This window comes from Megasphaera sp. SW808, from assembly GCF_012027795.1.
Classification (GTDB): Bacteria; Bacillota; Negativicutes; order Veillonellales; family Megasphaeraceae; genus Megasphaera; species Megasphaera stantonii.
Window position 1 is genome coordinate 1 of record NZ_SJOT01000037.1, and the last position, 17,717, is coordinate 17,717.

The 17,717-nt window shown below is 54.9% G+C and carries 20 protein-coding genes; 10 read left to right on the forward strand and 10 right to left on the reverse strand.

Annotation, left to right across the window (positions count from 1 at the left end; all coding sequences use genetic code 11):
- Positions 1-733: 733 nt before the first annotated feature.
- The 5 genes from E0L13_RS10980 to E0L13_RS11000 form a co-directional block, all read right to left on the reverse strand.
- Positions 734-2,041 (reverse strand): MFS transporter, encoded by a 1,308-nt coding sequence (locus tag E0L13_RS10980; protein WP_168062406.1) that lies wholly within the window; start codon positions 2,039-2,041, stop codon positions 734-736.
- A gap of 433 nt (positions 2,042-2,474) precedes the next feature.
- Positions 2,475-3,692, reverse strand: coding sequence for an ABC transporter permease (locus E0L13_RS10985; RefSeq protein ID WP_168062408.1), 1,218 nt, complete (start codon positions 3,690-3,692; stop codon positions 2,475-2,477).
- Positions 3,682-4,386 (reverse strand): ABC transporter ATP-binding protein, encoded by a 705-nt coding sequence (locus E0L13_RS10990; RefSeq protein WP_087477948.1) that lies wholly within the window; start codon positions 4,384-4,386, stop codon positions 3,682-3,684. The genes E0L13_RS10985 and E0L13_RS10990 overlap by 11 nt, the downstream gene beginning before the upstream one ends.
- A 22-nt stretch (positions 4,387-4,408) precedes the next feature.
- A complete protein-coding gene (locus E0L13_RS10995; protein ID WP_168062410.1) occupies positions 4,409-5,542 on the reverse strand; it encodes an efflux RND transporter periplasmic adaptor subunit in 1,134 nt (377 codons plus the stop codon).
- Between the two features lie 369 nt (positions 5,543-5,911).
- A complete protein-coding gene (locus tag E0L13_RS11000) occupies positions 5,912-6,229 on the reverse strand; it encodes a nuclear transport factor 2 family protein (protein ID WP_168062412.1) in 318 nt (105 codons plus the stop codon).
- 286 nt (positions 6,230-6,515) lie between these two features.
- Between E0L13_RS11000 and E0L13_RS11005 the strand changes: the two genes are divergently transcribed.
- The 3 genes from E0L13_RS11005 (at position 6,516) to E0L13_RS11015 (ending at position 8,239) form a co-directional block, all read left to right on the forward strand.
- Entirely contained in the window at positions 6,516-6,728 is a 213-nt protein-coding gene (locus E0L13_RS11005) for a hypothetical protein (RefSeq protein ID WP_087477951.1), read from the forward strand.
- A 534-nt stretch (positions 6,729-7,262) separates the two neighbouring features.
- Positions 7,263-7,709, forward strand: coding sequence for a MarR family transcriptional regulator (locus E0L13_RS11010; protein ID WP_087477952.1), 447 nt, complete (start codon positions 7,263-7,265; stop codon positions 7,707-7,709).
- 17 nt (positions 7,710-7,726) lie between these two features.
- The gene (locus E0L13_RS11015; RefSeq protein ID WP_107195422.1) at positions 7,727-8,239 is read left to right on the forward strand and encodes a GNAT family N-acetyltransferase; all 513 of its coding nucleotides are present in this window, start codon (positions 7,727-7,729) and stop codon (positions 8,237-8,239) included.
- 43 nt (positions 8,240-8,282) lie between these two features.
- Here E0L13_RS11015 and E0L13_RS11020 read toward each other — a convergent pair whose 3' ends face one another.
- A complete protein-coding gene (locus tag E0L13_RS11020; protein ID WP_087477954.1) occupies positions 8,283-8,840 on the reverse strand; it encodes a flavodoxin family protein in 558 nt (185 codons plus the stop codon).
- 103 nt (positions 8,841-8,943) lie between these two features.
- Here E0L13_RS11020 and E0L13_RS11025 point away from each other — a divergent pair, with 103 nt between their 5' ends.
- On the forward strand, positions 8,944-9,297 hold the full coding sequence (locus E0L13_RS11025; protein ID WP_087477955.1) for a helix-turn-helix domain-containing protein: 354 nt from the start codon (positions 8,944-8,946) through the stop codon (positions 9,295-9,297).
- Positions 9,298-9,340: 43 nt separating this feature from the next.
- On the opposite strand, the gene E0L13_RS11030 is transcribed toward E0L13_RS11025, so the two are convergent.
- Positions 9,341-9,667, reverse strand: coding sequence for a helix-turn-helix domain-containing protein (locus tag E0L13_RS11030; RefSeq protein WP_087477956.1), 327 nt, complete (start codon positions 9,665-9,667; stop codon positions 9,341-9,343).
- Positions 9,668-9,814: 147 nt separating this feature from the next.
- Between E0L13_RS11030 and E0L13_RS11035 the strand changes: the two genes are divergently transcribed.
- From E0L13_RS11035 to E0L13_RS11055, 5 genes are all read left to right on the forward strand, one after another.
- On the forward strand, positions 9,815-10,216 hold the full coding sequence (locus E0L13_RS11035) for a pyridoxamine 5'-phosphate oxidase family protein (protein WP_095629330.1): 402 nt from the start codon (positions 9,815-9,817) through the stop codon (positions 10,214-10,216).
- Positions 10,217-10,400: 184 nt separating this feature from the next.
- Entirely contained in the window at positions 10,401-11,273 is an 873-nt protein-coding gene (locus tag E0L13_RS11040; protein ID WP_240924735.1) for an NAD(P)-dependent oxidoreductase, read from the forward strand.
- 13 nt (positions 11,274-11,286) lie between these two features.
- Positions 11,287-11,823, forward strand: coding sequence for a GNAT family N-acetyltransferase (locus E0L13_RS11925; protein WP_206081639.1), 537 nt, complete (start codon positions 11,287-11,289; stop codon positions 11,821-11,823).
- Positions 11,820-12,599 carry a TSUP family transporter gene (locus tag E0L13_RS11050; protein ID WP_168062414.1) on the forward strand — a complete coding sequence of 260 codons (780 nt, stop codon included), beginning with the start codon at positions 11,820-11,822 and terminating at the stop codon, positions 12,597-12,599. The genes E0L13_RS11925 and E0L13_RS11050 overlap by 4 nt, the downstream gene beginning before the upstream one ends.
- 151 nt (positions 12,600-12,750) lie before the next feature.
- On the forward strand, positions 12,751-13,950 hold the full coding sequence (locus tag E0L13_RS11055) for a PLP-dependent aminotransferase family protein (protein ID WP_168062416.1): 1,200 nt from the start codon (positions 12,751-12,753) through the stop codon (positions 13,948-13,950).
- 55 nt (positions 13,951-14,005) lie between these two features.
- On the opposite strand, the gene E0L13_RS11060 is transcribed toward E0L13_RS11055, so the two are convergent.
- Complete coding sequence (locus E0L13_RS11060) at positions 14,006-15,091, reverse strand: metallophosphoesterase family protein (protein WP_168062418.1); 1,086 nt, start codon at positions 15,089-15,091, stop codon at positions 14,006-14,008.
- An 83-nt stretch (positions 15,092-15,174) separates the two neighbouring features.
- Entirely contained in the window at positions 15,175-15,792 is a 618-nt protein-coding gene (locus E0L13_RS11065; protein ID WP_168062420.1) for a LysE family transporter, read from the reverse strand.
- A 171-nt stretch (positions 15,793-15,963) separates the two neighbouring features.
- Between E0L13_RS11065 and E0L13_RS11070 the strand changes: the two genes are divergently transcribed.
- The gene (locus E0L13_RS11070; protein WP_168062422.1) at positions 15,964-17,442 is read left to right on the forward strand and encodes a PLP-dependent aminotransferase family protein; all 1,479 of its coding nucleotides are present in this window, start codon (positions 15,964-15,966) and stop codon (positions 17,440-17,442) included.
- 88 nt (positions 17,443-17,530) lie between these two features.
- Here the strand turns inward: E0L13_RS11070 and E0L13_RS11790 are convergent.
- The coding region (locus E0L13_RS11790) for a hypothetical protein (protein ID WP_206081640.1) at positions 17,531-17,717 on the reverse strand (187 nt) is incomplete at its 5' end.

The window sequence follows — 17,717 nt, forward strand, 5'->3', positions numbered from 1 at the left end:
TATGATATGAAATATACTTGACGCTGAGTGCGTCATCCAGTACAATAAAAGTGAAAAAATAAGGTGCTGCGCCGACAAACGGTTAGCCCCTCTAAGTAACGAACAAAGATAGCCGCCAAGTAGAAGTGGAGCTCTAGTGGGCGGCTATTTTTGTTTATGCGATATAAGATAGAACAATACTATCAGTAAGACTAAGGTAGTATTGATAGAATCCATACGCATCACCCCGCTTTCGGGGCACGATTACCGCCTGCCGTTTGGTGTACGCAGCACCTCTTGGGATAGCGTACAGGAAAGCGTGCAGTGTGTCAAGGGATGGATGAATCATATGTTTGCTGAATCAGCATACGCCTTGACGGCTCGGAAGGGGTATGCTATGATGAACATGAAAACAAGGTGCTGCACCGACAAACGGTTAGCCCCTATATGTTAAGCAACAAAGATAGTCGCAACAGTTGGGCGCTGGCGGCTATTTTTGTTTGTGCGAAATGAGATAGAACAATACTATCAGTAACACTAAGGTAGCATTGATAGAATCCATACGCATCACCCCGTTTCCGGGGCACGATTACCGCCTGCCGTTTGGTGTACGCAGCACCTCTTGGTATAGTGTACAAGATGGACTGCACCGTGTCAATGAAAGATAGACCGTATGTTTGCTGAATTGATATACGATACGCACAAATAAAAGGAGCCTCTGTCAGAGAGACTCCTTTTTTGCTGTGTACAAATATTATTCGTTCGGCGTCAGGGCCTTGCCCGGTTTGACGAAGATCCAGGCGACGATGGCTACGATGCCGAAGAGGGACGTGGCGATGAAGGCGTCGTTCCAGCCGTAGTTGGTGACGAAGTAGGCCGTGACGATGGGGGCGAGGACGCCGCCGATGTTGCCCCAGAGGTTCATCCAGCCCGATACGGAGCCGGTGTATTTGCCGCCCAGGGAGATAACCGTGGCCCAGCTGGCGCTCATGGAGAAGCCTAATGCGCCGAGGGAGACGGTCATCCAGAAGATGTTCATTTCGGCACTCGGCGTATGGGCCGCGACGTATAGGCCGATAGAGGTGACGGCGACGCCGGCCATTGCCGTGAAGGTACGCATGGTATATTGCCGTTCGCTGTTTTTGCCGTTGGCCATTTTGTCGGAAATATAGCCGGCGACGAAGACCATGGCCATGAGGGCGATCCATGGGAAGGATGCCCAGATGCCCATAGCTTTCAGGGACAGGTTGTGCACTTCCGTCAGGTACAGGGGCAGCCAGGCCAGGAAGACGTACATGATGTAGTCGACGACCATGAACTGAATGCCGACGGCCCAGAACTGGGACGAGCGGAGGAATTTGCTCCACGGGGCGACGCTTTTCTTTTCACTGGCAGCGGCGCGGCCTTCGGTGATATGAGCGTATTCGGCTTCGTTGACGTAGGGGCTGTGAGCCGGGTTATCGTGGGCGTATTTGTGCCATACCCAGGCCAGGACGATGCCGACGAGGCCGAAGATGATGAATACGGCATGCCAGCCCATGGCGGCCATGAGGGCGACCGTAATGGCCGGGCCGACGACGGGGCCGAAGAAGGTGCCCATGAGGATGGACGAGCTGGCCTTGCCCTTTTCACGGGTATTGAACCAGCTGAAGGTCGCTGCTCCCAAAGCCGGGAAGACCGGGCCTTCGCCCATGCCGAAGAGCAGGCGGACGGCGGCGAAGCTGACCTTGCCTTTGGCAAAGGCTGTCAGAGCCGTGAAGATAGACCACCAGAGAATGGCCAGGGCGCCGGTGCGGCGCAGGCCCAGCTTTTCGGCGAGCATGCCGCCGGGAACCTGCATGAGTGCGTAGCCTGCGAAGAAACACGTCTGAATGAAGCCCATATCAATTTTTGTAAAACCGAATTCTTGCATGATGACAGGTGTCGCTACGGATAAATTGACGCGGTCCATGTAAGCTACAAAGCTGATTAAAAAGATAAGAAAGGCGATTTTCCAGCGGAAATTCGTCCTTGCCGGCGCAGCTGCCGCGGCGGTTTGTTGTTTTTCCATTGCATTTTCCATACGATACTCCCCCTTGATAGATCATTTCCTCAAACTGCCATGTATACGAAAAGCCCCTGCCGTCTCGACGATGGAGACGGCAGGGGCGAAGGCTCGCGGTACCACCCTGCTTTATCACTTAGGGCCCGAAGGCTGTCCTTAACGCTGACGTACGGCTGCGCCTCCCGTGCGGAACGCTCGGCGCGGCAGCTCGCAGGCGATGTCGAAGCAGGTCTGTTTCTGGTCCGGCTCTCACCGCTGCCGGATTCTCTGTAGGAAAGGGAAACCTGTTCTTTACCTGGTCATGGCCTGTATAGGCTCCGCATATAGGCGGGGCGTTTTGAGGTGTTGAACTTATTATCCATGGATACAGGCCGTTTGTCAAGAGGATTTTTTAGGGAATTACCAGGTTAAACGTTATAATATTTGAGTTAAACGTTAAAATTTTTAAGCTTTATTCGTAGCGCAGGGCTTCGATGGGGTCGAGGCGAGCTGCTTTGCGGGCCGGGTAAATGCCGAAGAACAGGCCGATGCCGACGGAAAAGCCAAAGGAAATGACGATAGGAGCGGCTGTGATGACCGTCGTAAACAGGCCGAGCTCGGCGATGCCCATAGCCAGGCCGACGCCGCAGGCAACGCCTAAGAGGCCGCCGATGACGCCGATGACGACTGACTCGATGAGAAACTGCATCATGATGTTGCGGAAGGTCGCTCCGAGGGCCTTGCGGATGCCGATTTCCCGCGTCCGTTCCGTGACGGATACCATCATGATATTCATGATACCGATGCCGCCGACGATGAGGGAAATGGCGGCGATGCTGCCGAGGAACAAGGTAAGCATCGTCGTCGTGTCGTTCATCGTTTCCATGAGGCTGGTCAGGTTGCGGACGGTGAAGTCGTCTTCCTTATCGCCGACGATGTGATGGCGCTGGCGGAGGAGGGCTTCGACCTGGCCCTGTACGTATTCGATGCGGTCGGCGCTCGACACTTGGATGTTGATAGAGCGGATGTACGTAATGCCCATGAGGCGTTCCTGAGCCGTCGTCAGGGGGATGATGACGATGTCGTCCTGGTCGCTGCCCATAGACGACTGGCCCTTGCTTTCGAGGACGCCGACGACCTTATAGGGCTGGCCGTTGATGCGGATGTTCTTGCCGACGGGGTTCTGGGCGTCGAAGAGGTTGGCGGCGACGGTCGTGCCGATGACGGCGATGCGGTTGCGCGAGTTGACGTCAGCCTGAGTGATGAACGAGCCCGTCGATACGGACAGGTCGCGAATCTGCAGGTATTCCGGCGTGACGCCGTAGACCGACGAGTTCCAGTTCTGGTTGCCGTTGACGATTTGATACGAGCTGTTGACTGTCGGCGATACGTAGTCGATGTTCTTTATCTTTTTCTTAATGGCTTCGGCGTCTTCCAGCTTCAGACGCTGGCTGGAGCCGGCTGCCGAACGGACGCCGCCCTGGTTCGTCGAGCCCGGCGTGACGATGAGCATGTTGCTGCCCAGGCTGGCGATGGAGTCGGTGACGTTCTGGCGGACGCCCATGCCGATGGAAATCATGGCGATGACGGCGCCGACGCCGATGATGATGCCCAGCATGGTGAGGATAGAGCGGAGCTTGTTGGACAGAAGGGCCGTAATGGCGATCTGCACGCTTTCTTTAAACAACATCCATGACGACCCCCTTTCCTTCGTCCCGCGTAATCAGGCCGTCGCACATGAGGAGCTGGCGGCTGGCGCAGGCGGCGATTTCCGGCTCGTGGGTGACGAGGATGACCGTCTTATGGTCTTCGTGGAGGGATTCGAAAATCGCCATGATTTCCTTTGTCGACTTCGTGTCGAGGTTCCCCGTCGGTTCGTCGGCCATGATGATGCTCGGCTCGTTGACCAGTGCCCTGGCAATGGCTACGCGCTGGCGCTGGCCGCCGGACAGCTCGTTGGGCTTGTGGTGGGCCCACGTAGCCAGTCCTACGGCTTCGAGCTTTTTCATAGCCCGCTGGGTCCGTTCCTTATGGCCGACGCCGGCGTAGACTAAGGGCAGGGCGACGTTTTCCAGCGCTGTAATGCGCGACAGGAGGTTAAAGTTCTGGAAGACGAAGCCGATGCGCTGGTTCCGCGTGACGGCCAGCTCGTCGTCGCTCAGGTGGGCAACTTCCTTGCCGCTGAGCTTGTACGACCCTTCCGTGGGCCTGTCGAGGCAGCCGAGGATATTCATGAGCGTCGATTTCCCTGAGCCGGACGGGCCCATAAGGGCGGCGAATTCGCCTTCCTTGATGGTTAGGGTAATGCCGGCCAGAGCAGCGAAATCCTCTCCGCCGATATGATATATTTTTTTAATATCTTTTAATTCGATTACGTTTTCCATAGGTTTCTCCCTTGCAAGGACGCTACATGCGAGGAGGCGGCCCTTGCCGCTGGTTTTTGTTCTGGGAGCCCGTCGCCTTGGCGGCCGTGTAGGTAATGGAAACCTTGTCGCCGACGTCGAGGCCCGACAGGATTTCTACGAATTCATCGCTGTAAATGCCTGTCGTAACCGGTACCTGTTCGGTATGGCCGGCGCTGTTGACGCGCAGGACATAGGAGCCCTTGTCATTGGTCTTGAGGGCCGCGATGGGGACGACCATGGCGTTTTCCTTTTCCGACGTATTGATGTCTACGCGGGCCGTCATGCCGATGCGCAGCTCGTCGTTCGGGTCGTCTACGTCAAGGGTGACGTAGTAATAAATGACGCTGCCCGACGAAGAGGAGGACGATGTGGTGCTGGATGTGCCCGTCGTGTTCCACGTATTGCTCGTGTCGGTCTGGGAAATCTTTGATACGCGGGCTGTAAAGGTCTTGTCCATATAGGTGTCGACGGTGAAGGTCGCCGTCTGGCCTACCTGGATCTGGCCGATATCCGTTTCGTCGATTTTGGCTAAAATCTGCTTCTGCGACGTGTCGGCAATGTACATGATGACCGTCGGGTTGTTGTTGCCTTGTACGGCCATAGTGCCGACGCTCTTCGGTTCGCCGACGACGATGCCGTCCATCGGGGCGGTGATGACCGTTTCAGCTACGTCTGATTCGGCTTCGTTGAGCTGGCTGACAGCCGTATCGTAGTTGAATTCGGCGTTGTCCAGGGCCTGCTTCGTATCGGCTCCGACTGCGTACAGCTCCTTGGCCCGATTATATTCTCGCAGCGTATTGGTAACGCGGAACTGAGCCTGGTCGCGCTGGGCCTGATAGTCCTTGCCGTCGAGGATAGCGACAGTCTGGCCGGCTGTGACGTGGTCATTTTCCTTGACCAGTATCTGACTGATACGGGCTGTAATTTTCGGCGATACTTCAACGGAATTAACCGGCTTGATCGTACCTGTCGCCGAGACTGTAGACTTCAAGTTCATGCGGACGACTTTTGCCGTTTCTACTGCCGCGGCCTGAGCTTCGGCCTGCTTGGTCTGATAGTATTGGTAGCCGCCGAACGCGCAGGCTGCGATGACGACGGCGGCGACAGCCATTTTTACCTTCTTGTTGATATTCATAGTAAATCTCCCCTGCGAATTCATTTTCTTGCTTATACAAAGTATATCATGACAGTAAAGAAAATAAGAGGCAAAATGATGATTTTAGTCGAAACTGTAACAATTCGCCTAAAATTGTAGGGAAATTGCTATAAAAGAAGGAGAATTTGCCAAGAAACGGCGGCTGCAAAGGGGACGCTGTTTTTAGATTTACATTGACAACGTATATCAATATAAACCTGTTATTCTAAGACGTAAAAAACGAAGCGATGCGCCCGTTGGATAAGAAATGCGCCGCACTGAGGTAGGACGGTGTCGGTGCTGTAAATTATGGTTCCGGCAAGGGCGAGTAGTGGGCGTGGACGATTTTCCAGCCTTCGTCTTCACGAATTAAGACCTGCGGTTCCCGTCCCTCATATGGACGGCGGAGCCGTCTTCGCGGGCTGTGGCATAAAAATCCCATTCGAATTCAAGGACGGCCGTGTCGCCGTACTGGGCGCAGCACAGGTTCTTAGGGATTAACTCACGCTTAGAAAAACGGGCGTCCATCGTGTCCAAGTAAAAATGCTGCGCGACCTCGGAAAAGGAATGGTCGCAGCCTGACGGGTGAATAAAGAATATGGCTCCGTCCTGATTCCAAAGGGATTTGTACAAGTCGATATGGCAGGTATTCACAGAACGGGCATAGGTTTGGACGAATGTTTCCATATCTTGCATAAACGCAGAGTCTTACATGACGATTCCTCCTGACAGCCAGCATTGTCGTTACGGAAATATAGTACTAGATGAAGCGGCTGTTGGCAATGAATCGGAGATAGTAGTCTGAATGGACAAATGGCTCGTGATTATAGATAAAAGATGCCGACACATATTCCGAAAAAGAATTAATAATTAGTAAAAATAATTCCGGAAAAGCATTGACTAAGAGCCCGATTTGATTTATAGTATGGTCAGCAGGCGAGATGAAATGGTGATGCCTGCAGGGAGGGATGCTATGATGAAGCGATTTTCTTTTGACCAGATGATCAATGTCATGGTACCGCTGCCGTTCAGCGGAGAAGCAAACGGCGAAGGCATTTACTGCCGCGGCGAAGATTTAGCCGCCTCTATCGGAGCGCAGCCTGTGCGCGACGGAGAACCGGTTCGCCAGATGGAAAGCCGTCAATTTGATTTGACCGGCGTCTTTTGCCAGTACTGCTTCAACTAATTATGCTGCTTGTCCATACCATTTTTATCACATAAATCTTTCTATACTCTCTTTCGCGCCCTCGCCTCGTGCGGGGGCGTCTCCTTTTACGGAACCCCCGGCGGCTGCCGGCCTTATGCCTGCTGTCTGCCGGGGTTCTTTCTTAGTCGTCTATGTCGATGCGTTCGCTTTTGAAGATAACCGGCCGCGTGTTGTCGCTGCATCAGGTAATTCTTATCTTCTCGTTATTAACCTGCCGCGTATGATAGAGCCGCCCTGCAAGGCTGCGCAGGCGCAGCGGCTGACGCAGTCCCACGCTTCGGAACAGAAGTTGCCGTCCATCATGTGTCAGAAATCGTCGCGCTCGCCGTTTCGTTCTAACACAAAGGTGTCGCCACCCTTAAAGCAGGGGCAGGGCGCGGAGTTTCGGAACAGGCTATGGCGGCAAGGAACACGAAGGGGCAGTATCTCCGTATTGACAAACGGGCCGGAGTATACTATACTTGCATTTAGTTGAAATTTCAATCAAAAAAAAAACAAAAAGGAGGCTCGCCGATGGAATCGCTGGAATGCGACTTGCTGCGCCATATTGGGACGCTGAGCCGGTGCATCCATTCGATTATGGATGAGAAATTCAAAGCCTACGGATTTCAGCGGGGACAATTTATTTTCTTTACCCGCATCTGCGAAACGCCGGGCCTGACGCTGACCGACCTGACGCTGCAGTGCGCCGTCGACAAGGCGACGACGACCAAGGCCGTTGATAAGCTGGCCGCCGCCGGCTATGTGGAAAAACGGCGCGACAGCCGGGATGGCCGGGCATGGAACGTATACCCTGCGGAAAAGGGACTGGCTATATACGATGCGTTTATTGCCGAAGAAAACCGGCAGGCTGCGGCCTGTCTGGCCGGACTGAGCGATGAAGACAAGGCGGCGGCTCTGCGGCTGGCCGCCGTCATGAGCCGGAACGCCGCCGACGAGTGGAACCGGATGAAACGATAAGAAGGAAGACGGATGGAATGATTACATTTCGCATGGCAACGACAGAAGATATACAGGGGAGCATGGCCTTAATAGATCAGGCTAAGGCCTTTTTGAAGAACAAGGGCGTCGACCAGTGGCAGGACGGCTATCCGGAAGAACAGGATATTGCCGGCGATATTGCTGCGGAAAAGGGCTATGTCCTGACTGACGGCGACGATATGATCGCCTATTGCTGCATTGATTTCGGCGGCGAACCAGCTTATGAGGGCTTAAAAGGTCAATGGCTGGCCGACGGGCCGTACGTCGTCATTCACCGTATGGCCGTCAGCGACGCCTATAAAGGGAAAGGATTGGCAAAGCGTCTTTTTGCTGAAGCCGAAGCGATGGCAGCGGCCAAGGGCGTATATTCCGTCCGCGTGGATACAGATGAAGACAACGCGATTATGCGGGGCATTATTGCTGCGATGGGATTTACATACTGTGGGACGATTTGGTTTGCGAACAGCACGAAGATTGCTTTTCAAAAGGTGTTGCCGACGACAATATAGGAAATATGCAAACGGGCTGCCTAGGGGCAGCCCGTTTATACTATTACAGGGATTTTCCTAATTCTCTTGCTTCTTGGAGTTGTGCCGGCTTGTCGATGATGTCACCGGCAGCCATATTGCCGCCAGCGTAGACGATGCCGAGATTATTCCAGCCTAAATGATGGAGCAGGCCTTCATAAGCTGCTTTGACGGGAGCAAAATTATCTTCTGTATCGCCTTCGGCTGCCATAAGGAGAATGCAATCCTTTATAGGATTGGCATAGTTCGGATTTAATTCGGCGACGGCAAACAGGCGGTCAAAAGCACATTTTAGCTGGCCGCTGAATCCCCAGTAATACATGGGTGAAGCGAGGACAAGGATGTCGGCTGCGATATATGCAGGATAAATCTTGGACATGTCATCTTGCTGTACACAGGGATTGGCTGTGTCTGTACCGCCTCGGCAGCAGCCTAGACAGCCGTGGATATTCATGGTTTGCAAATCAAAACAGACGACGTCACAGCCAGCTTCTTTGGCGCCGTCTGTAAAGTGCTTAATGAGTTCTTTCGTATTGCCGTTTGCGCGAGGGCTTCCATTTAATATACAGATTTTTTTTTGCATTATAAAACGCCTCCTTTATTTGTATGGTATAATTATAGCAATATATATAGATAGAATGAAGTACGCACAAATATGTTAGATACTAACTAAAAGGAGAGCGTATATGATTGTAAATTATATAGAAAAAGCTAATTTTGAAGATACGGGGTTCAGCTATACGTTGTCGTTGATCAGCGGCAAATATAAAATGGTAATCTTATATTGCCTCATGGAATTCCATGTTGTCCGATACAATGAATTAAAACGATATATCAAGACAATTTCTCATAAAACACTGAGCAATGCATTGAAGGAACTCGAAAAGGACGGCCTTATCATTCGTACAGAATACCCCCAAATACCGCCGAAAGTTGAATATCGCCTGTCGAATACAGGCCTGTCGCTAATGAATATTTTAGATCAGCTTTGCATTTGGGGAGACGCTCATAAACCCAAGACGGAAAAGGCAGACGTGTAACGGGCCGGTCAGATGCGCTACGCGGCGTATGGCAGCTTTGGTCTTAGCGATGCAGTGTTTTGTAGTATTCGCCCCATTCAGCCATCGCTTTTAAAATAGGGCTCAGGCTTCGACCTAAATCGGTCAGGCTGTATTCGACGCGAGGCGGTACCTCTGCATATACTTTTCGGCTGACCAGACCTTTTGCTTCCATGTCGCGGAGCTGAGCTGTCAAGACTTTTTGTGACACGGAGCCAATAGATTTTTTTAGTTCGCCGAAACGCTTGGTTCCGGGCAAGAGGTCACGAAGGATGAGAACTTTCCATTTGTCGCCGATCAGCATAAGCGTCGTTTCGACAGGGCAGGCTGGCAGTTGTTTTATCGGTTCCATAAAAAGGCCTCCTATTCCATAGTTTCTATTAGGTAACTACAGCACAAAAAAGTGCTTACTTTACAATATATCTCTATGGAATTATTATAATCTTGCAAGCGGAAAGTTGCAATTTTTAAGATGTGCATAGGCAGGAGGTCTTTTACGATGAAGAAAGTCATTGCGTTTTTACAGGAAAACCCCGTACAGTATTTAGCGACTATTGGCCGCGACGGTAAGGCGAAATGCCGTCCCTTTATGTTTGCCGGCGAGATGGACGGAAAGCTGTGGTTCTGCACGAACAGCACAAAGGACGTGTACAAGGATATGCAGGTCAACCCCTATGTGGAGCTGTCCGTTTCCAGCCCGTCGTATGCTTGGATTCGCCTGAGCGGCAAGGCTGTCTTTGAAAACAACATGGCGGCGAAGGACATGTGCATGGCAAATCCCATCGTCAAGGGCCAGTACGGCGACGCGTCCAATCCGATTTTCGAAGTCTTTTATTTAGCCGAAGCCCGTGCAGTCATCGCCGATTTTTCCGGCAATCCGCCTCAGGAATATTCTCTGTAAGAGATGGCGGCATGAGGTATCTATGTCTTATAAAATATAATACTTTGTTATAATATAACCGGCTCGCAGCAGGAGATTCTGTCCTTCCTTCGGGCCGGTTTTGTCTGGGAAAATGGGTGCAGTTATACAATAGAACTCTCCAAATAGGGTATAATAGAACTATCTTTATACTCAGGAGGGATAGATGATGAAGACGATAGGATTTATTGGCGTAGGGATTATGGGCAAGCCCATGGCCCGGAACTTGATGAAGCGGGGATTTTCCTTGAGGGTGTTTGCCCGGATGGAAGCAAAGGCGGCGGATCTCGTCGCCGAAGGGGCTGTATTCTGCCCGACTATCGGCCAGTGCGTGCAGGGCTGCGACGCCGTCATTACGATGGTCGGCTTTCCCAAGGACGTAGAGGAAGTCTATTTCGGCGCAGGTAATATTTTTGATAGCGCCGCATCGGGGACGTATCTTATCGACATGACGACGACGAGCCCGACCCTGGCCGAAAGGATATACGCTGAAGGGAAGAAACGAGGCTTTCCTGTCCTCGACGCGCCTGTTACCGGCGGAGACACGGGTGCCATTAACGGTACCTTGTCTATCTTGGTTGGCGGAGACGAAGATGATTTCAAGGCCTGCCGGCCCTTGTTTGAAGCCATGGGTACGAACATCAATTATCAGGGAAAAGCCGGCAGCGGGCAGCACGCCAAGATGGCCAATCAGATTATGATTGCCGGCGCCTTGTCGGGTGTGTGCGAGGCCTTGGCTTATGCGAAGGCCAAGGGACTCGACCTGGACGTGTTCCTGCGCTCCGTCGCGACGGGAGCTGCCGGCAGCGCCCAGCTCAACGCCTTCGGCGGAAAAATCGTCTGCGGCGACTATCGTCCGGGATTTTACATCAAGCATTTCATCAAGGATATGACTCTGGCAAAGAGCGAAGCCGAAGGGGAGGGACTTCATCTGGATATGCTGAGTCAGGTCCTGGCGAATTATGAAGCCTTGGCGGCGGAAGACGGGGCGAACGGCGAGCTGGGAACACAGGGCTTAATCAAGTATTATCAGAAATAAAGGGGGACTGGCTGTGGCTTATACGATACGAAAGGGAACGATGGCCGATGTGCCGGCTGTCGCGGCGGTGTACGACGCCCTGCTGCAGTATGAGGGAGAGCACGGCACGGCGACGGGCTGGCAGGCAGGCGTGTATCCGACGGCTGTCGTTGCGGAAGGGGCGGCCGTCCAGGGAACGCTGTTTGTATTGGAAGAAGACGGGGCCGTCGGAGCGGCGATGATACTCAACCAGGTGCAGGCGCCGGAGTACGCCGCAGCCTCATGGCTGTACGACGCGCTGCCGGAACAGGTATTGGTTCTCCATACGCTGTGCATCGCGCCGAGAGTGGCCCGCCGGGGGTATGGACGGGCTATGGTGCAGTATGCCGAAGACTGGGCTGTCGGCACAGGCTGCGCCGTTATGCGCCTCGATACGTGGAGGCATAACAGGCCGGCCCGCAGCTTGTACGAGTCTCTGGGGTACCGTCTGGCCGGGGCGTCGCCGGCCAAGCTGAACGGCCTGATTCCGCTGGAGCTGGTCTTTTATGAAAAGGCGGTCGGCAGGCTATGATGGAGATAGGCAGTACGGCCCTGTCCTTGCTGCTGTGCGGCATCGGCGGCGTATTCGTCGGCTTCATCGACTCCATTGCCGGCGGCGGAGGCCTCGTATCCCTGCCCATGCTGCTGGCTATGGGGCTGCCGCCCAACCTGGCTATCGGCACGAATAAACTAGCCGCGGCCTGCGGCAATGTGGTCAGCTCGATTCAATTTATCCGGGCCGGCAAGACGAAGCTGTCCTTGGCTTGGCGAATGATTCCCCTGGCCCTGGCCGGTTCGGCTGCCGGCAGCGCCTTCATGATCTATCTTCCCGAAGACGTGCTGCGGCCCCTGCTTCTCGTCGTACTGGCTGTGACGGCGGCCGTCGTGTTCTTCAAGCGCGACATAGGGAGGAGCGGTGCGTCGGAGCCAGCCAAGGTATTTTCCGCCAAGATACTGGCGGCGTCCTTTGCTATCGGAGCCTACGACGGCTTTGCCGGCCCCGGCGCGGGGACCTTTATGGTCATTGTCTTTGCTATGGTAGGCTTTGATTTCGTCGTCGCTGCCGGCAATGCCAAGATATTGGCTGTTGGGACGAACTGCACATCCTTGCTGCTGTTCATTATTTGGGATCAAATCCTGTATGAATACGCCGGCGTTCTGGCAGCCGGACTGATGATTGGCGCTTATTTCGGCTCCCGCACGGCCATACGGCGCGGTGCGCCATTTATTCGCTTCGTCATGATGGCCGTAACCATCGCCTTGATCGGCAAGCTGCTGCTGGAATACGGCCAGGCCTGTCTTCCGTAGCTTAGTTCCGTATGATATGATGAATTTTCATTGCATATCCGAAAAATTTAACCTTACAAGGAAAGAAGCTCGTAGTATGTTAAGTTTATAAAGAAATATGCGGCGCTGTGGAAATCAAAACGGCGTCGGACGGTGAAGGAGAGCGGTTCATATGGTACGATTGGCAAAGCGGATGGAAACGATGGAAGGCTCGGCGAGGATTGTGCGCCATTTATTCAGCGCCATGACCGATCCGGAGATAATTTCCTTCGGCGGCGGCGCGCCGGCCATGGAGGCCCTGCCCGTCGATATCGTGCGGGAGATTGCAAACGACGTGCTGACGAGGGACAAGCGCGGCCTGGAAGCGCTGCAATACAACAATCCTATCGGCTTGAAGGATTTGCGCGACGTCGTGGCCCGTATCCTCCTGGAACCGAAGGGCGTCCATGCCGAAGCGGACGACATCATGATCGTCAACGGCGGCTTGGAAACGATGAACCTCCTCTGTCAGGTCGTCATCGATCCGGGCGACGTCATCCTCGTCGAATCGCCGTCCTTTGTCCACTGCATCGAGATTTTTGAAATGTTTCAGGCCCACTGCGTCGCCGTGGAAACGGACGAAGACGGCATCGTGCCCGACGACGCAGAGCGGAAGATGAAGGAATACCATCCCAAGATGGTCTACGTCATTCCGACCTTCCACAACCCGACGGGCAAGACGCTGACGAGGGAGCGGCGGCAGCGGCTGGCCGAGCTGGGCAGCCAGTACGACGTGCTCATCCTGGAAGACGACCCGTACCGGGACCTGCGCTACAGCGGCGAAGAGCTGCCGCCGATCAAGGTATTCGATAAGACGGGCCATACGGTCCTGGCCAACAGCTTTTCCAAGATTTTCTCGCCAGGGTCGCGCCTGGGCTACGTCGTGGCGGCTCCGCCGATTATGGAGAGGCTCCTCGACGCCAAGACGGCGACGAACTCCCCTACGTCGGCCCTGGCCCAGGTACTGTGCGCCGAGTTCTTCAAGCGGGGCTACTTCGACGAGCACTTGAAGAAGATTCGGGCGATTTACCGGGAGCGGCGCGACGTCATGATCGACAGCATCGACACCTACCTGCCGAAGGGGACGAAGCGCGTCTTCCCTGACGGCGGCCTGTTTACCTGGGTCGAGCTCCCCGGCGATATCAATACGACGGAGCTGCTCAAGGAAGCGGCGGCCTATAAGGTAGCCTTTATCGCCGGCGAAGGATTTTTCGTCGAAGGCGGCGGCAAGGGGCGCAACTGCATGCGCATCAGCTTCGGAAACGTGCCGCCGGAAAAAATCCGCATCGGCATGGAACGATTGGGACGGCTCATCGCGTCTAAAATGAAATAGGATATGATAATACCCCCTGTCTCGGCGGCGTGCCGAAGCAGGGGGTATGTGCGTGTTACGTGCGGCGTATGTGAAGGACGACGATTTCCGGCCGGGGGCCGGTGCGGAAGGGCGTGCCCCAGAAGCCGTAGCCGCTGGTGACGACGGCCAGGAGCCGGCCGAAGCGGCGCGCGCCGTAGCACAGGGTGTACATGCGGCGGGTGACGACGTTTTCCGGGAAGAACTGGCCGCCGTGGGTATGGCCGGCCAGGTACAGGTCGTACCCTTGCCGGGCCGCCGGCGCCATGCGCAGCGGCTCGTGGTCGACGGCGACGTTGAAGGCCGAGGCGTCGACGGCGGGCATGGCGTGGTTCGGGTAGTGGATATAGTCGCTCATGCCTGTCAGGACGATGTTCCGGCCTATAGGGTACTGCTCGTCGGCGAGAAAGCGGACGGCCGGCAGCAGGCGGGCCAGCTCGCCGACGTCGCTGTCGAAGTAGTCGTGATTGCCGTAGACGGCGTAGACGCCTAAGGGTGCGTGCAGGCCGTTTATGTACGTATAGCTTCCGTCGCGGCGGACGAAGTCCAAATGGGCGTCGATGAGGTCGCCGCCGAATAGAATGGCGTCGGCATGGACCGACTGGATGCGGCGCACCATGTTCTTGACGAACCAATGGCTCAGCAAGGGGCTGAAATGGGTGTCTGACAAGAAAGCGATCGTCGTGTCGGCTTCCACTTTGTCGGTTTCGACGGAAATATGGCGGTATACCGGCACGAGAGCCCGGTACGAGCCGACGACGAGTATCATGAGGATGCAGGCCCGTATGTACGCCGACAAGCGGGGGCCGACGGCCTGCCAGTCAAAGCCAGCGGCGGCGCAGAGCAGCCAGGCCAGGCCATACACGACGGCGCCCATAAAGGAATAGATCGTAAAGATAAGCCAGTAGCCGCCGGCCCAGGCGAAGACCTTGGCCAGCCAGAGCGGCACGGCGTGAATGGCGTTGTGGGCTAAGGAAAAGAAGAAGGGCGCAATACAGAATAGGAGAAATGCCGGCAGCGTGTCCAGCCAGGGCACAGACGCGCAGTACATGGGCCAGGCGGCGACGCTGCCGACGAGTGATAGAACGCCGATTTTCCAGAAAAAGACGGTGCGGTTGAACATAAGACGATCCTCCTGTATGATAGTCTCGCCTTTATGATACCCTTTTCCGCCGCCCCTTTCAACGTAGTGTACGCTCCAAGGGCTTATACCCAGCCCATGAGCTGAAGGAAGTTCCAAAACAGCTTGGCCCCGTAGAAGGCGATGATAGCGCCGCAGACGACGTTGACGATCCGCAGGGCTTTGGCGTTGAATTTATGGCTGTACAGGGAAATGAAGAAGGTCAGGCCGAAGAACCAGAGAAAGGACGCCGATACGACGCCGGCCATAAAGGGCGTGGCCTGGCTCATGGACAAGGTGACGTGGAAGGCGCCGAGCATCATCGTGCCGTCTAAGATGGCCTGCGGGTTACACCAGGTGACGACGCAGGCCTTGGAAATCGTCTTGCCCAGGGGCATGCGCTGGCCCGACTGAGACACGTCGTCCTGGCGGGAACGGATGAGGTTGACGCCGATGGACATGACGATGAGGCTGCCGATGCAGAGGATGAGGGCCTGGAGCCATTCGTAGCGGTCCATGAGGGCGCCGACGCCGTAAAAGCACGAAATCGACAGGGTCGCATCGAAGAATAAGACGATGAGGGCCGTGAGCAGGGCCCGGCGGCGCGACGACGTCAGGGCGGCGTTGATGACGAACAGATTTTGCATGCCAATGGGGGCTACATAGGCCAATCCCATGGTCAGCCCTTGTAAAAAGAACTGCATACATATTCCTCCTTAAACCGGCCGAATCAGCGGCGGCATATAGTATTTCGCAGCGGTTATAGTGTATAATAACAGCATCGTTATCGTATCTGCTATTAGTATATCAAACCGGCTTCGCCTTTCAATGAGCCAAACCGGCAAAATTGAAGTGAGCCAAAAAAGGAGGACATCATGTATCGTATCCAGCCAGTACAGATCGACTGGAAACCAGACAAATCCGGCCCCGACGCCGTCTATGCCCAAATCGTCCGCTTCGTCTGCCAGAAGGTTGAGACGGGAGAATGGCCTGTCGGCACGCGCCTGCCGTCCCACCGGGAGCTGGCCCGCCTATTCGGCGTCAACCGCGGCACCATCGGGAAAGCCCTGGACATGTTGAATTCATACGGCCTGATCAAGGGCAACAGGGGCAACGGCACGGCCATTGCCAGCAATACCTGGTCGGTGCTGCTGCCCCATCAAGCCGACTGGGGCAGCTACGTGTCGGCAGGCTATTTCCAGGCCAATAAGACCGTCGTGCAGGAGATTAACCGGTTGGAATTTTCTCCGCAGATGGTGCGCCTCGGCACGGGCGAACTCGACCCGCGCCTCTTTCCGGCCGACATGATGAAGGAGGCATTGTCGCGCGTCGCATCATCGATAGAGTCCCTGGGCTATCCGGAGCCGCTGGGATTGGAGCGCCTGCGCAAGGCCGTGTCTCGCCATCTGGAGAAAATCGGCATCATCGCCCCGCCGTCGTCTATCCTCATCACGTCGGGAGCCTTGCAGGCCCTGCAGCTCATCTCGGCCAGCCTCCTCGAAGGCGGTTCCGTCGTGTATACGGAACGGCCGACGTACTTGAACTCCCTCCGCGTCTTTCAGTCGGCCGGGCTGCGCCTGACCGGCGTGGCCATGGACGCCCAGGGCATCAGCATGGCGTCGCTGCAGAACATCGTGCCCCTGTCGTCGGCGAAAACCGACGCCGTGCTGTACACCATTCCGACGAATCACAATCCGACGGGACGCACGATGACGGCAGACCGCCGCTATGCCCTCCTGAAATTCTGCGCCAACCGCCGCCTGCCGATCATCGAAGACGGCGCCTATCAGGACCTGTCCTTTGACGCCGCCCCGCCGCCGCTGAAAGCCATCGACAAGATCGGTACGGTCATCTACTTGGGAAGCGCTTCGAAATCCTTGGCCCCGGGCCTGCGCATCGGCTGGCTCGTCGGCCCTGAGCCCGTCGTCCAGCGATTAGGCGATGTGAAGATGCAGGTTGATTACGGCGCGAGTTCCCTGTCGCAGATGGTCATGGCCGAATTTCTCGAAAGCGGCATGTACGACGAGTACAACGTCTTTTTGCGGAACGAACTGCGCCGCCGCCGCGACGCGGCCCTCGACGTGCTGAACAAGCGCTTCCGCAGCATCGCCTCGTGGCAGGTCCCCGACGGGGGCTTCTACATCTGGCTGACCTTGAAGGAGACGATTCACATGGAATTCATCTTCCGGGCTGCCGCCAAGGAGGGCATCCTCATCAACCCCGGCGACATCTACGATTTCCGCCGCAACAACTCCCTGCGCCTATCCTATTCCTATACGACGCCGGAAGAATTCAGGGAAGCGGCCCTGAAGCTGGCCGATATTATTGAGGGAGAACTAAAAAAAGGAATATAGAATGTGATCAAAACGACCGATAAATACCATACATTGGTTTAAATAAGACTAAACTAACGTATAGCTAAATCGGTCGTTTTGAGTTTAATCAATTTTTATAAAAGGGCATATTGTAACAAATAGAAAAATATTTATCTCCGATATTAGATCCAATCGATCCTTTAGGTAATATGGCTACAGGATCTAGGACTGGAAATGGAGCAGAATCTATAGTACCGTCACTAAAATAAACGGTTGCAGCTCCAGTGGGTTGGTAGCCTATTACTTGATAGGTA

Bases quoted from the DNA above. Each gene is read 5' to 3' on its own strand.
- E0L13_RS10980 (WP_168062406.1), bottom strand. From the start codon at position 2,041: ATGGAAAATGCAATGGAAAAACAACAAACCGCCGCGGCAGCTGCGCCG.
- E0L13_RS10985 (WP_168062408.1), bottom strand. From the start codon at position 3,692: ATGTTGTTTAAAGAAAGCGTGCAGATCGCCATTACGGCCCTTCTGTCC.
- E0L13_RS10990 (WP_087477948.1), bottom strand. From the start codon at position 4,386: ATGGAAAACGTAATCGAATTAAAAGATATTAAAAAAATATATCATATC.
- E0L13_RS10995 (WP_168062410.1), bottom strand. From the start codon at position 5,542: ATGAATATCAACAAGAAGGTAAAAATGGCTGTCGCCGCCGTCGTCATC.
- E0L13_RS11000 (WP_168062412.1), bottom strand. From the start codon at position 6,229: ATGGAAACATTCGTCCAAACCTATGCCCGTTCTGTGAATACCTGCCAT.
- E0L13_RS11005 (WP_087477951.1), top strand. From the start codon at position 6,516: ATGATGAAGCGATTTTCTTTTGACCAGATGATCAATGTCATGGTACCG.
- E0L13_RS11010 (WP_087477952.1), top strand. From the start codon at position 7,263: ATGGAATCGCTGGAATGCGACTTGCTGCGCCATATTGGGACGCTGAGC.
- E0L13_RS11015 (WP_107195422.1), top strand. From the start codon at position 7,727: ATGATTACATTTCGCATGGCAACGACAGAAGATATACAGGGGAGCATG.
- E0L13_RS11020 (WP_087477954.1), bottom strand. From the start codon at position 8,840: ATGCAAAAAAAAATCTGTATATTAAATGGAAGCCCTCGCGCAAACGGC.
- E0L13_RS11025 (WP_087477955.1), top strand. From the start codon at position 8,944: ATGATTGTAAATTATATAGAAAAAGCTAATTTTGAAGATACGGGGTTC.
- E0L13_RS11030 (WP_087477956.1), bottom strand. From the start codon at position 9,667: ATGGAACCGATAAAACAACTGCCAGCCTGCCCTGTCGAAACGACGCTT.
- E0L13_RS11035 (WP_095629330.1), top strand. From the start codon at position 9,815: ATGAAGAAAGTCATTGCGTTTTTACAGGAAAACCCCGTACAGTATTTA.
- E0L13_RS11040 (WP_240924735.1), top strand. From the start codon at position 10,401: ATGATGAAGACGATAGGATTTATTGGCGTAGGGATTATGGGCAAGCCC.
- E0L13_RS11050 (WP_168062414.1), top strand. From the start codon at position 11,820: ATGATGGAGATAGGCAGTACGGCCCTGTCCTTGCTGCTGTGCGGCATC.
- E0L13_RS11055 (WP_168062416.1), top strand. From the start codon at position 12,751: ATGGTACGATTGGCAAAGCGGATGGAAACGATGGAAGGCTCGGCGAGG.
- E0L13_RS11060 (WP_168062418.1), bottom strand. From the start codon at position 15,091: ATGTTCAACCGCACCGTCTTTTTCTGGAAAATCGGCGTTCTATCACTC.
- E0L13_RS11065 (WP_168062420.1), bottom strand. From the start codon at position 15,792: ATGCAGTTCTTTTTACAAGGGCTGACCATGGGATTGGCCTATGTAGCC.
- E0L13_RS11070 (WP_168062422.1), top strand. From the start codon at position 15,964: ATGTATCGTATCCAGCCAGTACAGATCGACTGGAAACCAGACAAATCC.